Here is a 12,603-nt window from a genome sequence, read left to right on the forward strand (position 1 = left end):
GCCGCTTAGTTAGACTCGGCGCCGAAGAAGATGTTCCACTGCCGGATGTTCCGCTCTTCGATGAGGTTGTTCCGGAAGAACGGGTCCTGGTCCATGAGGGCTTCAACCTCTTCTTTCGACTCGCCCGTGATGATCAGCAGGGCGCCCGGATTCTCGTCGGGACCGAACGGTCCGCTCTTGACCAGCCGGCCGCCGTCGAACTGGGTTTTCAGGAATTCCACGTGGCTGGGGCGGTGCTGGTCCCGGTCCACGGAGGTGGCGGGAGAGTAGTCGTAGGTGACGGCGAAAGTTGCCATTGGTAGATCCTCTTCATTGAGTGAGCGCGGGGAACGGGCCGCCTGGGGCCGGTCACATCCTTGGTGTTCCTCCATGATGGGGATCCGATTGTGACTTGTCCAATACTTACTCAGTCATTGACTATGTGTTCAAAGTACATAGTTGGCTGGGTCCGGGCTCAGCGCGCCGGGGTCGGCAGGACCTCCTCCGCCACGTCGAGCGCCAGTTGCAAGGCCGGGGAAACGAGGTCCGGATGCCAGGCGATCCCCGAGACCAGCATCGGGGCCGTTCCGGAGAGCGGGACGTAGACGGTCCCGCCCGGCATAATGCCTGCGACCGAGTCCGGCATGAGGCTGACTCCCACTCCGCCGGCCACGAGGGACAAGGCTGTGTAGGGATCGGACACTTCCTGGACCACCCGGGTGCGGAAGCCCGCGGCCGTGCAGGCAGAGAAAGTGACTTCCCGCAGGGTGGAGCCCTGCGCCTCCGGCATGGTCACGAAGCCGTCCCCGGCCAGTTCAATCAAGGCGACCGACGGTCGGGCGGCGAGAGGGTGATCCACCGGAAGGGTGGCGCCGAGCGGCTCCACGGCGATCCGCCGGGTGGCCAGGGATGGTGCGTCCACGGGCAGCCCGATGAAGGCGAGGTCCAGCGCCCCGTTGCGCAGCCGGTCCACCGCGTCCTGGGTGAGGAGCCCGCCGTGCAGGGCCAGGGCCAGCTCCGGATAGCGGTGCCGCAACGCCCGGGTCAGCGGCGGGAGCGTCCGGTGGTTCAGCGCGCCGGAAAACCGATGCTGAGGCGTCCGTAGAAGGCGCCGCTGTCCGTGGTGGCCGCACGCCGGGCGAGGTCCAGCTCCTCGAGGATCTTCCGGGCATGCGGGAGGAAGGCGAAGCCTGCTGTGGTCAGGGAAACGGCCCGGGTGTTGCGCTCGAACAGCTCCGTGCCGAGGTCCTTCTCCAGCTTCTTGATCGTCTGGCTCAAAGGGGACTGCGCCATCCGGAGGCGGTGCGCGGCCCGGCCGAAGTGCAGTTCCTCGGCCACGGCAAGGAACGACTCGATCTGCCGCAGTTCCATGCTGCCCCTCCTTCTGTTGGTCCCAAGGTTACTTCCCGGCTGCGGGCGATGGCTCCGCGCTATATTGGCAGAAAGGCCCCGACCGCGGGCCGTGATGGGGGCGGGAGGAACGGATGGCGAACTCGGCCTCGGGAGAGTCCGTCATCCAGCGCGTCGTCAGGATCCTCGACGCGTTCTCCAAGGGACGGCCGCGGCTGACGCTCAGTGACCTGGTCCGCGCCACCGGCATGTCCAGCAGCACAGCGCACCGGCTGGCCAACGACCTCGTGGGCAGCGGCCTGCTGGAACGCGGCCCCGGAGGGGATTACGGCGTCGGCATGAAGATGTGGGAGCTCGCGGCACGGAGCAACCCCCTGGAGGATCTCCGCCGCCGGGGCCTGCCGTTCCTGGAAGGCGTGCACGCCGCCGTCCGGCAGAACGTCTCCCTGTCCATCCCCGACGTCGAAACCGGCAGCGTGCTGTACGTGGAGCGGCTGGACCAGCATGGATCGGTGCTCAATCTTGGCGACGTCGCCGGCCGGCTGGATATCCACACGACGTCCTCGGGCATGGCGATGATGGCCTACATGCCGGGCTGGGTCCAGGACCGTTTCCTGGCACGCCCATTGGAGAAAACCACCCCCGGTACGGAAACAGATCCGGTGCGCATCCGCGCCCACCTGGCCCTGATCCGGGAACGCGGCTACGTCCGAATGGCCGGGATCCTGGTGCCGGAGAACACCGCCTACGCCGTCCCCGTGTTCGGCGCGGGAAACACCGTGATCGGGGCGGTCGCCGTCGTCGTCCCCGCCGCCGAAGAGCAGCGCGACCTCATCCTGCCCGTCCTGGTGGCGGCCGGCCGCGGCCTCTCACGGACGATGGGAGCAGAGCGCCGCCCCTACGGCACGAGGCCCTGGCTCGAGGGGCACGGCCCCCGGCCCGCTTGACACCACCGGTAACACCACCGGGCGTATCCCATTGAACGGGAAGTTCCTCCTGATGCTATGACGGCGGTCCTACAGTTTTTTCTCAGAGCTCCAAACGCCTGTGACACCGAGCACACCACGCGGGACTCGACCGAAACTTCACGCAAGCGGCCCCGGCGGCGGCTTCCGGACACCACCACTCACGACCAGCGTGACACTCAACGAGGAGACACCATGGGACTTGTTCAGCAGCCCCCAAGCGCGGGCGCCGAGCCGACCACCATCCTGGAGCGGGCGCAGAACCTTCCGGCCAAGACCCCGAAGAAGGCAGCCCTTGCCTCCTTCCTGGGATCCACCCTGGAGTACTACGACTTCTTCATCTACGGCACCGCCGCCGCCCTCATCTTCCCGAAGATCTTCTTCCCCGGCGGCGACCCCGTCGTCGCCCTGCTCGGCGCGATGGCCACCTTCGGCGTCGGATATCTGGCACGTCCCCTCGGCGGCATCGTCATGAGCCACTTTGGCGACAAGCTGGGACGCAAGCAGGCCCTGATGATCACCCTGGTGATCATGGGCGTGGCGTCCATCGGCATTGGCTTCCTGCCCACCTACGGGCAGATCGGCTACTGGGCCACCGCGCTGCTGCTCGTGGGGCGCCTGGCCCAGGGCTTCTCCGCCGGCGCCGAGGCCGCCGGCGCTTCCACGCTGACCATGGAGCACTCCCCGGAGGGCCGCCGCGGGTTCTTCACGAGCTTCGTGATGACCGGTTACGCCTCCGGCATGGTCCTGTCAACCATCGTGTTTATCCCGCTTGCCGCACTCCCGGAAGACCAACTGCTCAGCTGGGGCTGGCGCGTTCCGTTCTGGATGTCCGCCGTGGTGCTGCTGGTCGCCTACTGGATCCGCACCCGGCTGGATGAAACGCCTGTCTTCGAAGAGGTCAAAGCCGCCGACGTAGCCTATTCCGCCCCGGCTGCCCGGGTCCTGAAGACCCAGTGGCGAGACGTCCTGCGCGTCAGCGTGGTGATGCTCTTCTCCGTCATGCAGACCACCTTCACCGTCTACGCCCTGGCGTACGCCACCGGCAAGGGAATCGGGCTGGACCGGACCCTGATGCTCTCCGTCAACGCGATCACGGTTGGATTGTCCATGTTCACCATCCCCGTGGCCGGGCTGGTCTCGGACAGGATCGGCCGCAAAAAGGTGCTCCTGGTGGGTGCTGCCGGCTGCGCGGTGTCCTCCTTCGGCTACTTCTGGGCGATCAGCGAACACAACATTCCGATGATCTTCCTCTTCGGCTTCCTGAACATGTCCCTCTTCTACTCCTGCTGGAACGGCGTCTGGACGGTGTTCTTCCCCGAGATGTTCCCGGCCCCGGTCCGGTACTCGGGCATGGCCATCGGCAGCCAGGTCGGCCTGATCCTCACCGGCTTCGCCCCCGCCATCGCCACCTTGCTTGCACAGCCCGGCCCCGACGGATGGATGCCGGTGGCCTGGTTCACGGTGATCTGCATGGGTCTGTCCGCGATCGCCATTGCCACGGCCCGCGAAACCCACAAAACCCCGCTCGAAGAGCTCGGCCTGCCGCGCTCCAAGGGGACCAGGCAGACCACCCGCCGCGCCGACTAGCAGCCCCAGGCACCGGAACCCCCAGTATCAGAAAGTTGCTCCTCCCATGACCTCATCAGCATCCGTCAGCACCCGTACCTTCCGCGTCGGAATCGTAGGCTGCGGCGCCATCTCCGGCAACCATCTCGAGGCCTTCGGCGCCTTGGAGAACGTCCGGATCGTCGGCGTCTGCGATATCGACCTGGACCGGGCCCGCACCACCGCCGAGGCCTGGGACGTCCCCAACGCCGTGAACACCGTCGCCGAGCTCCTGGACCTCGGCGTGGATATCGTCTCCGTCTGCACCCCGCACCCCACCCACGAAGCGGTGGTGCTGCAGGCGGCTGCCGCCGGCGTCCACGTCCTCTGCGAGAAGCCGATCTCCACGGACCTTCCCTCGGCCGAGCGGATGGCTGCAGCCTGCGCCGACGCCGGGGTAAAGCTGGGCGTGCTGTTCCAGCGCCGCTTCTGGCCCGGTGCGCAGCGCATCCGTGCGGCGATCGACGACGGCACGCTGGGCCGGCCGATCATGGGCCAGTGCTCGGTCATGCTGCACCGCGAGCCGGAGTACTACTCCAAGGACGCCTGGCGCGGGACCTGGGCGAACGACGGCGGCGGGGTGCTGATGACCCAGGCCATCCACTACATCGACCTCCTCCAGTGGTTCATGGGCGACATCGCCGAGGTCTACGGCAAGATCAACAGCTACAAGCACGGCGCCAACATCGAGGTGGAAGACTCCGCCACGGCGGTCCTGACCTTCACCTCCGGCGCGATGGCAACCCTGGAAGCATCGACGGCGGTCTCACCCAGCCTGGGCGTGCAGATCCGGATCACCGGGGAGACCGGGGCCTCGGCCTCACTGAGCGAATTCCCGGAAGGCAGCGACGGGCGCGTGGACCTGTGGGCCGTGGGCCGGGAAATCACGACGGAACCCGTCCACCCGGCGGGAATCGAGCCCAACGTGGACCTCGCCAGCATCAACGGCCAGCTCATCCCGCACCACACCAGCCAGGTCCGCGACTTCGTGGCGGCGCTGGAGAACGGCACCGAACCGGCGATCACCGGCGAGGACGCCACGAAGGCCCTGCGGATCCTGCTGGCCGTGTACGAATCCTCCCGGACCGGGGTCCCGGTCCGGTTCGCAGCGGTGGACCAATTCCGCATCACCGGGCAGGAGCACCCTCCCGCGGCGCCCGCCGCCGGACCCGGCGTCTTCAGCAACAGCCTCACTCCGGTTGCAGGCTAAGGAACAAGACCATGGCCGCCAGAGAACGCTACGCCGCCCGTCCGCTGGCCCTTGGCCGTAACGGCCGGACCCCCCGGACCCTCCGGAACCGCCTGGCCGCCGCCCCGATGGAGCGCAACTACGGCGCCACCGACGGCTCTATCACTGAGCAGTACATCGATTACCTCGTCACCCGTGCCAGGGCCGGCCTCGGCCTGGTCACCACCGAGGCCACCTATGTCCGCGCCGACGGCAAGGGCCGCACCCACCAGCTCGGCCTGCACACGGACGGCATGATCCCCGGGCTACGCCGGCTCACCGACGCGCTGCACGCCGAAGGCGCGCTGGCCGCCGTCGAAATCAACCACGGCGGCCGCACCGCGCAGGCTGCGGTATCCGGGTTCAAAAACCTGGCGCCCTCACCGGTAGCATGCGAAGTGGCCGGCGGCGAGGTCCCGCGGGAACTCACCGTCCAGGAGTGCCATGAGCTGGTGGAAGCCTACGCCCAGGCCGCCCGCCGCGCCGTCGAGGCAGGCTTCGACGTCATCAATATCCACGGCGCCCACGGCTACCTGATCCACCAGTTCATGTCGCCCCTCTCCAACCACCGGACGGACGAGTTCGCCGCCCCCGAACGTTTTATGAATCTGGTGATCGATGCTGTGCGGGCGGCGGTCCCGGACACCATTGTGGGCATGCGCGTCTCCGTGGTGGAGGGGCCGGCGGACGGCATCTCCGCCGAACAGCAGGTGGCCATCATCGCGAAGGCGCACCTGGAGCACCTCGACTTTTTGGACATCTCCGCCGGCAGCTACGAGGCCGGCGAATGGATCGTCCAGTCCGGTGAATGGAAGCCGGGCATCCTGGCCGACTACGCCAAGGCCTACCGGCAGTTCGGGCTTCCCCTGGGCATGGCCGGCCGGCTGAACTCCCCGGCGATCATCGAGGAAGTGCTCCGCACGGGGACCTGCGACTTCGTCAGCCTGGCCCGCGCCATCCACGCCGATCCCGCCTTCACCGGGGCCGTGCTGCGCGATGAGCGCTACCGGTCCTGCATCGCCTGCAACGTCTGCATCGACAACCTGGGCCTCGGCCAGGTCACCTGCACGGTCAACCCGGCCGTGGGCCGCTCCCGCGTCCCCGTCCCGACACCCGCCGTCCGGGCGGGCTCCCGCGTGGTGGTGGTGGTGGGTGCCGGACCCGCCGGCCTCACTGCCGCCCGCGAACTCGCCGAAGCAGGGGCGAAGGTGACCGTGTTCGACGACGGCGCCCGCCCCGGCGGCCAGTTCGCCATGGCCGAACGGATGAAGTCCACCCCGGACTTCCACCGCTTCGCCGAATGGTCCGCCGGGGAAAACGCCCGGCTGGGCATCGAGGTCCGCCTCGGCACGCACATGGATACCGAGGACGTCGCCGCCTTGGCCCGCGAAACCGGTGCCGATGCCGTCGTGCTGGCCACCGGCGGGCTCCGTCCGGGAGCCGTCTTCACCGGCGGCGATTCGCCCAACGTCGTCGACGTGCGGCAGTGGCTCGCGGCCCACCCCGAGGCGCTCGCTGCTGCCAACGCGAGTGGGGACGTGCCGGACGCGGTGACCATCTGGGGCGCGGATTCCGTGGCCATGAGCGTGGCCGACACCCTCGCGGACCGTGGCACCGCCGTGCTGCTCGTCGGACCTCAGGAAGTCCTCGCCCCCGAGGCGGGCCGCCGGGCCAAGATCCTGGCCGTTCCCCGGCTGCAGGCCAACCCCCGGGTCCGGATCCGGCTCGGTGCCGGCATCGAGGAATACGACGGCGCCCGGATCCGGATCACCGGTCCGGGCCTTCCGCCCGGCGGCGAATGGCTGGACGCCCCAGGCGCCCTCCTGGTCTCCCGCTCGGTTGTGCCGCTGGACGGTTCCGTGCCGGCCCGGGAGCGGGACGCCAGTCTCAGCCAGGCGGCCGGAATTCCGGTGACCCTTGCCGGAACCGTCGTCGACCAGACTGCCGCGATCGCGTCAAACGCGGTCAAGAGCGGTTATGATGCCGCCCAGCGCGTCGCCTTCCTGCTGGCCGGCGCGGCAGGCGCAGCCAGCCGCGAAGGCTTCGAACTGACCCTGAACGGAGCGCCATCATGACCACCCCGAAGCGCCTGCTGGGCCTCGCCCAGCTCTCCCTTGTGAATACGGCCCCGCCGGAGCTGGTGACGATCGCCGCGCAGGCCGGCTTCGACTTCATCGGTGCCCGCGTGCGCCCCGTAACCGCGACCGAACGCCGCTATGACATGCAGCCGGGCTCGGCCATGCTGAAGGAGACCCTGGCGCGGATGCGGGATACCGGCGTGACCGTGCGGGACATCGAATTCCTGCTGCTGGACGGCAGCGGGCAGCGCGAGGCTTGGCTGCAGATGATGGAAGCCGGCCATGCCCTCGGCGCGAGCTCGGTGACCATTGCCTGCGCCGATCCGGACACCGCCCGCTTTGCCGACAACCTCGCGCGCATGACCGAGGACGGCCGCGGCTTCGGGATCACGCCCACCCTCGAACCGATCTCCTACCAGGTGGTTGACTCCATCCCGGCCGCCGCGGATCTTGCCCGGAAGGCAGGCTGCCGGATCGTCGTGGACGCGCTGCACCTGAACCGCTTCGGCGGGACTGTGGACCAGCTCGAGGCCAACCTGGACCTGGTGCCGCTGCTGCAGCTGTGCGACGGACCGTTCCGCCGCCCGGAGGGCCGCGACGGCCTCGTCGCCGAATCCCGCTCGGAACGCGGGATCCCCGGCGAGGGCGAATTCGACCTCGCGGGGCTTGTGGCGGCCTTCCCGGCGGGCCTTCCCGTGAGTGTGGAGTCGCCGTCGGACCGGCGGGTCGCCCAGTTCGGAGAACTAGGCTGGGCACGGCGGCTGAAGGCTGCTGCCGACGCCGTCCTGGCGGCGGCGGACAAACTGGAGAAGGTCGGAAAAGCATGACTTCATCGCACGGCACAGCAAGCACGACGGCGGAGCTGGCCCCCGGCGTCTCCATTCCCCTGATCGGGCTGGGGACCTGGCCAATGACCGGGGAGGAAGCCACGGACGCCGTGGCCCGTGCCATCGGGAACGGCTACCGCCACCTCGACACGGCAGAGAACTACGCCAACGAGGAAGCCGTGGGGGAGGGAATCCGCCGCAGTGGCATCGATCGCGGCGAGATCTTCCTGACCACCAAGTTCAACAAGGAATGGCACAGCCGTGACGGCGTTCGCCAGGCGTTCGGCAACGCGAGCAAGCGGCTCGGCACGGAGTACCTGGACCTGTTTCTCATCCACTGGCCGAACCCTTCCCAGGGCCGGTTCGTCGAGGCGGCGGAGGCCCTGAAGGAACTGGCGGACGAGGGCCTGATCAGGTCTTGGGGAGTATCCAATTTCAAGCCTGTGCACCTGCGGAAACTGGAGGAAGCAGGACTCGCGGCGCCCATCAACCAGGTCCAGATTGATCCCGAGCACGCCCAGGCCGAACAACTGGCCTTCCACCGAGAGCACGGCATCCTCACCGCCGCCTACAGCCCGCTGGGCCGAAACGGCGGCTTCATGTCAGCTCCGGCCGTCACCGGGCCGGCGCAGCAGTACGGCAAGACACCGGGCCAGATCGTGCTCCGCTGGCAGGTCCAGTCGGGCCGCGTCGCCATCCCCAAATCCGCGAACGACGCCCGCCAGCGCGAAAACCTGGACATCTTCGGCTTCGCCCTGACAGCCGGGCAGCTGGCCGCCATTGACGCGCTGGACACCGGCGCCGGACCGCGCCTGGACTCAGACGAATTCGGACACTGACGGCAGGCCAATAAAAACCAGCCACTGACCGCTGCCAACCACCAAGAACAACCATGGAGAACCCGATGAACGAACCCGCAGACCGCATGGCAACTGCGTCATCCCAACGCCGTACCCTCGACTGTGACGTCCTGGTGATCGGATCGGGTGCCGGAGGACTCTCGGCCGCCGTGACCGCGGCCTACCATGGGCTCAAGGTCATCGTGGTGGAAAAGGCCGAAGTCTGCGGCGGCGCCACGTCCTGGTCAGGCGGCTGGGCCTGGACCCCGGGCAACCCGCTGGCCAGGGCCGCCGGCGTCAACGAGGACAAGGAAACCTTCCGCACCTACCTGCGGCACCGCCTGGGCGGGCAGTACCAGGCGGACAAGGTGGATGCTTTCCTCGAGGCCGTCCCGCACATGGTGGGCTTCTTCCAGGACAAGACCAGCCTGCAGTTCGTGCCCGGCGCCAGGATCAACGACGTCTACGGCAACACCCCCGGCGCCGGCACCGGGAACCGCTCGGTGGGCCCCGAGCCCATCAACGCCCGCAGGATCCGGCCGGAACTGCGTGCCAAGATGCGCCACCAGCTGTACGAAACGTCCTTCCTGGGCATGGGAATCATGGCCGGCCCCGACCTGGGCAAGTTCCTCTCCGCCTCTCAGGGCAACCTCCAGGGCCTGTTCCATGCCGGCTGGCGCTCCGCCTTCCACCTCCTGGACCTGGTCACGCACCGCCGGAACATGCAGCTCGTCAACGGCACCGCCCTGACCGGCCGGCTGATGAAGTCTGCCGACGATCTCGGCGTGGACCTCCGCGTCTCCACCCCGGCCCGGCGCCTGCTGACCGATGCCGCCGGCAAGGTGACCGGCGCCGTCGTCGATTCACCCGAAGGGGGGCTGCAGATCAACGCCTCCCGCGGCGTGGTGCTGGCGGCCGGCGGCTTCCCGAACGACGTGCAGCGCCGCAAGGAGCTGTTCCCCAATACACCCACCGGCCGGGAGCACTGGACGCTGGCGCCCAAGGAGACCAACGGCGACGGCATCAGCCTGGGCCAGTCCGTGGGCGCCCGCTTCAAGACCGATGTGAAGTCCGCGGCCGCCTGGTGCCCCGTCTCCCTGGTCCCGTACCGCAACGGCCGCACCGGCACCTTCCCGCACATCATGGACCGGGCGAAGCCCGGCAGCATCGGTGTGCTGCGCACCGGGAAGCGCTTTGTCAACGAGGCCAACGGCTACTACGACTATGTCGCCGCGATGCTGGAGGCCACCCCGGAGGGCGCGACGGCGGAGTCCTGGCAGATCGCCGACAGCCGCTTCGTGCGCCGGTTCCCGCTCGGCATGGCCAAGCCGCTGCCCGTGCCGCTCTTCCCCTACCTGCGCTCCGGCTACCTCAAGAAGGGCCGCACCATCGAGGAACTCGCCGCGAACTGCGGGATCGATCCCGCGGCACTGCAGCAGACGGTTGCGGAGTTCAACGAGAACGCCCGCCGTGGCGTGGATCCGGACTTCGGCCGCGGCGAGACCGCGTTCAACCGCTACGGCGGGGACGCCAGGACCCAGCCGAACCCGTCCCTGGGGCCGATCGAGCAGGGCCCGTTCTACGCCGTGCGCGTGGTGCCCGGCAGTTTCGGCACCTTCGCCGGCCTGGATGCGGACGCCCGCTCCCGGGTGCTGGACCACAACGGTGAGCCGATTGCCGGACTCTACGTCGCCGGCAACGACCAGGCCAATGTGATGGGCGGGCACTACCCGGCCGGCGGCATCAACCTCGGCCCCGCGCTGACCTTCGGCTACATCGCCGGCCGCGACCTCGCCGGTGCGGCAGCGTATGAGGATGACGGCACCCTGCCGGACGCCGTCCCGGAACCGTCCGGCTCCGCGGCCTGAGCGCCGGGGCCTCCTGGCGAAACCTACCGGCCCCGTCGTTTTTGGGGCAGGATAAGCACCGTAAACAGGCACCGTCCCGCTGCAAGGAGTCCATAGATGACCACGCTGAACCCCTACCTCGGCTTCCGCGACAACGCGAAGGAAGCCATGACTTTCTACCAGGCGGTCTTCGGGGGTGAGCTGAATATGAGCAGCTTTGCCGAGTACCACGCCAGCGAGGACCCGGCCGAGCAGGACAAGATCATGCACGGCATGCTGACCACGGAAAACGGCATGGTGCTGATGGGGGCGGACACCCCCAACAGCATGGACTACACGCCGGGAAACAATTTTTCCGTGTCCCTCAGCGGCTCCGACGAGGCCGAACTGCGCGGCTACTTCGACAAACTGGCCGACGGCGGCACCATCGCCGTACCGCTGGCGAAGGCGCCGTGGGGCGATACCTTCGGCATGTGCAAGGACAAGTTCGGGGTGGACTGGCTGGTCAACATCGCGCCGGCCGCAGGCTAGGCGCGGCGGTTCCCTGCGCACACCACGTTCCCACCGGCGTCGGCGCAGGGAACCGTCGAAATGGCGTTCTCAAGCCGCCCGCCCGCGGCTATCCTGAACCTGTCAGGACACCGCATGATCGAGTCCTTTCTTTCCGGCCCAGAAAGGCGTGCCATGACCGAGAAGTTGCACCTCACACCGGAAGACGAATTCCCCGAAGACCTGAGCAAGATCGAGGACAAGGAACTGCAGGTCCTCGACAGCCAGGTCCAGCGCCAGCTTGACTACGAATACGTTGCCGAGGGCGAACCCAATCCGGAAACCGAGTTCCGGCACTATGACCTCGATGAGGAATTCAGCGAGCGGGACAAACGCGACGACTAGCCTGCGCGGCGGCGTTGTCGGAGCGGAGCGTGCAGCTCAGCATGCTTACTACAATGGGTGAACCAGGAGCAGCTCGCCAGAGACGCTGAGCCACAACGCTGCAGAAACGAGTTCCCCATGAGCAGCCCCGTCCGCTTGGAGATCGAGGCCGGGGGACACCTCGGCCACGTGTTTGCCTCACGGCGGCCCTCGGCCGGCCTTCCGGACACCCGGACGTCAGGCCCCGACGGCGGGCCTGGTACCGACGCCGGATCCGCCGTCGTCCTCCTCCACGGGATCGGTGCGTCGCACCGTTACCTGCGCAGGCTACACGGGCTGCTCGCCGGGTCCATCGATACGTATTCGATCGACCTGCCGGGCTTCGGCGCCACGCCCCGGCCCGGGCGCACCCTGTCGGTCGCGGACCACGCCCGCTACATCCTCGGCGCCATGGAACAGCTCGGCGTACCGCAGTTCGTGATTGTGGGGCACTCGATGGGGACCCAGTTCGCCGTCGAGGCCGCGCTCCAGCAGTCGGCGCGGATTCCATCCGTGGTGCTGATGGGGCCGGTGGTGGATTCCAGGCGCCGCACGGTGGCGCAGCAGGCCCTGTCGCTGGGCAAGGATTGCCTGTTTTTCGAGAGCCCGTCCTCAAACTTCCTCGTCTTCACCGACTATCTGCGCTGCGGTCCGTCCTGGTACCTCAAGACCCTCCAGGTCATGATGGACTACCCCACGGAGGAGCGGATTACCGGGGTGACGGCGCCGGTCCTGGTGGTGCGCGGCGCCAACGATCCGGTGGCCACCTCGGACTGGTCCCGCCGGCTGGCCGGGCGGGCCGCAGCCGGACAGTTGCTGGAAATCCAGGGCGCCGGCCACGTGGTGCAGCACAACCGGGCCGTTGAGGTCGCCGGGGCCATCACATCCTTCGCCGGCCTTCCGGCCGGCAGCGGGAATCCCCGGGAGTTCATGGCCTGAGCGGGGCCCCCGGCGCCGGCCCGGTGCGGAG

Annotated in this window: 13 protein-coding genes; 10 read left to right on the forward strand and 3 right to left on the reverse strand. The window is 68.2% G+C overall.

Annotated features, from left to right (window positions below):
• Nucleotides 1–5: 5 nt before the first annotated feature.
• The 3 genes from E5206_RS05335 to E5206_RS19425 all read right to left on the reverse strand — a co-directional run bounded on the left by E5206_RS05335 (nucleotide 6) and on the right by E5206_RS19425 (nucleotide 1,350).
• Nucleotides 6–296, reverse strand: a complete 291-nt coding sequence (locus tag E5206_RS05335; protein ID WP_136321587.1) for a YciI family protein — start codon at nucleotides 294–296, stop codon at nucleotides 6–8.
• Between the two features lie 158 nt (nucleotides 297–454).
• A complete protein-coding gene (locus E5206_RS19420; RefSeq protein ID WP_205760013.1) occupies nucleotides 455–1,015 on the reverse strand; it encodes a LysR family substrate-binding domain-containing protein in 561 nt (186 codons plus the stop codon).
• 32 nt (nucleotides 1,016–1,047) lie between these two features.
• Entirely contained in the window at nucleotides 1,048–1,350 is a 303-nt protein-coding gene (locus E5206_RS19425; protein ID WP_205760014.1) for a LysR family transcriptional regulator, read from the reverse strand.
• A 113-nt stretch (nucleotides 1,351–1,463) separates the two neighbouring features.
• On the opposite strand from E5206_RS19425, the gene E5206_RS05345 reads away from it, so the two are divergent.
• The 10 genes from E5206_RS05345 (at nucleotide 1,464) to E5206_RS05390 (ending at nucleotide 12,572) form a co-directional block, all read left to right on the forward strand.
• Nucleotides 1,464–2,276, forward strand: a complete 813-nt coding sequence (locus E5206_RS05345; protein ID WP_136321588.1) for an IclR family transcriptional regulator — start codon at nucleotides 1,464–1,466, stop codon at nucleotides 2,274–2,276.
• 213 nt (nucleotides 2,277–2,489) lie between these two features.
• Nucleotides 2,490–3,884, forward strand: coding sequence for an MFS transporter (locus tag E5206_RS05350; RefSeq protein ID WP_136321589.1), 1,395 nt, complete (start codon nucleotides 2,490–2,492; stop codon nucleotides 3,882–3,884).
• 46 nt (nucleotides 3,885–3,930) lie between these two features.
• The gene (locus E5206_RS05355; protein WP_240689966.1) at nucleotides 3,931–5,112 is read left to right on the forward strand and encodes a Gfo/Idh/MocA family oxidoreductase; all 1,182 of its coding nucleotides are present in this window, start codon (nucleotides 3,931–3,933) and stop codon (nucleotides 5,110–5,112) included.
• An 11-nt stretch (nucleotides 5,113–5,123) separates the two neighbouring features.
• Nucleotides 5,124–7,205 carry an FAD-dependent oxidoreductase gene (locus tag E5206_RS05360; protein WP_136321590.1) on the forward strand — a complete coding sequence of 694 codons (2,082 nt, stop codon included), beginning with the start codon at nucleotides 5,124–5,126 and terminating at the stop codon, nucleotides 7,203–7,205.
• Nucleotides 7,202–8,035 (forward strand): TIM barrel protein, encoded by an 834-nt coding sequence (locus tag E5206_RS05365; RefSeq protein WP_136321591.1) that lies wholly within the window; start codon nucleotides 7,202–7,204, stop codon nucleotides 8,033–8,035. Before E5206_RS05360 ends, E5206_RS05365 begins: the two co-directional genes overlap by 4 nt.
• On the forward strand, nucleotides 8,032–8,874 hold the full coding sequence (locus E5206_RS05370) for an aldo/keto reductase (RefSeq protein ID WP_136321592.1): 843 nt from the start codon (nucleotides 8,032–8,034) through the stop codon (nucleotides 8,872–8,874). The genes E5206_RS05365 and E5206_RS05370 overlap by 4 nt, the downstream gene beginning before the upstream one ends.
• A gap of 65 nt (nucleotides 8,875–8,939) precedes the next feature.
• Nucleotides 8,940–10,742 carry an FAD-dependent oxidoreductase gene (locus E5206_RS05375; RefSeq protein WP_240689967.1) on the forward strand — a complete coding sequence of 601 codons (1,803 nt, stop codon included), beginning with the start codon at nucleotides 8,940–8,942 and terminating at the stop codon, nucleotides 10,740–10,742.
• A gap of 96 nt (nucleotides 10,743–10,838) precedes the next feature.
• The gene (locus E5206_RS05380; protein WP_136321593.1) at nucleotides 10,839–11,252 is read left to right on the forward strand and encodes a VOC family protein; all 414 of its coding nucleotides are present in this window, start codon (nucleotides 10,839–10,841) and stop codon (nucleotides 11,250–11,252) included.
• A gap of 153 nt (nucleotides 11,253–11,405) precedes the next feature.
• Complete coding sequence (locus tag E5206_RS05385) at nucleotides 11,406–11,615, forward strand: hypothetical protein (protein ID WP_136321594.1); 210 nt, start codon at nucleotides 11,406–11,408, stop codon at nucleotides 11,613–11,615.
• Nucleotides 11,616–11,732: 117 nt separating this feature from the next.
• Nucleotides 11,733–12,572, forward strand: a complete 840-nt coding sequence (locus E5206_RS05390; protein WP_136321595.1) for an alpha/beta fold hydrolase — start codon at nucleotides 11,733–11,735, stop codon at nucleotides 12,570–12,572.
• Nucleotides 12,573–12,603: the final 31 nt, after the last annotated feature.

The organism is Arthrobacter sp. PAMC25564, from assembly GCF_004798705.1.
Taxonomy (GTDB): domain Bacteria; phylum Actinomycetota; class Actinomycetes; order Actinomycetales; family Micrococcaceae; genus Arthrobacter.

Excerpts from the sequence above, each read along its gene's own strand:
- E5206_RS05335 (WP_136321587.1), bottom strand. The coding sequence starts at position 296 with ATGGCAACTTTCGCCGTCACCTACGACTACTCTCCCGCCACCTCCGTG.
- E5206_RS19425 (WP_205760014.1), bottom strand. The coding sequence starts at position 1,350 with ATGGAACTGCGGCAGATCGAGTCGTTCCTTGCCGTGGCCGAGGAACTG.
- E5206_RS05345 (WP_136321588.1), top strand. The coding sequence starts at position 1,464 with ATGGCGAACTCGGCCTCGGGAGAGTCCGTCATCCAGCGCGTCGTCAGG.
- E5206_RS05350 (WP_136321589.1), top strand. The coding sequence starts at position 2,490 with ATGGGACTTGTTCAGCAGCCCCCAAGCGCGGGCGCCGAGCCGACCACC.
- E5206_RS05355 (WP_240689966.1), top strand. The coding sequence starts at position 3,931 with ATGACCTCATCAGCATCCGTCAGCACCCGTACCTTCCGCGTCGGAATC.
- E5206_RS05360 (WP_136321590.1), top strand. The coding sequence starts at position 5,124 with ATGGCCGCCAGAGAACGCTACGCCGCCCGTCCGCTGGCCCTTGGCCGT.
- E5206_RS05365 (WP_136321591.1), top strand. The coding sequence starts at position 7,202 with ATGACCACCCCGAAGCGCCTGCTGGGCCTCGCCCAGCTCTCCCTTGTG.
- E5206_RS05370 (WP_136321592.1), top strand. The coding sequence starts at position 8,032 with ATGACTTCATCGCACGGCACAGCAAGCACGACGGCGGAGCTGGCCCCC.
- E5206_RS05375 (WP_240689967.1), top strand. The coding sequence starts at position 8,940 with ATGAACGAACCCGCAGACCGCATGGCAACTGCGTCATCCCAACGCCGT.
- E5206_RS05380 (WP_136321593.1), top strand. The coding sequence starts at position 10,839 with ATGACCACGCTGAACCCCTACCTCGGCTTCCGCGACAACGCGAAGGAA.
- E5206_RS05385 (WP_136321594.1), top strand. The coding sequence starts at position 11,406 with ATGACCGAGAAGTTGCACCTCACACCGGAAGACGAATTCCCCGAAGAC.
- E5206_RS05390 (WP_136321595.1), top strand. The coding sequence starts at position 11,733 with ATGAGCAGCCCCGTCCGCTTGGAGATCGAGGCCGGGGGACACCTCGGC.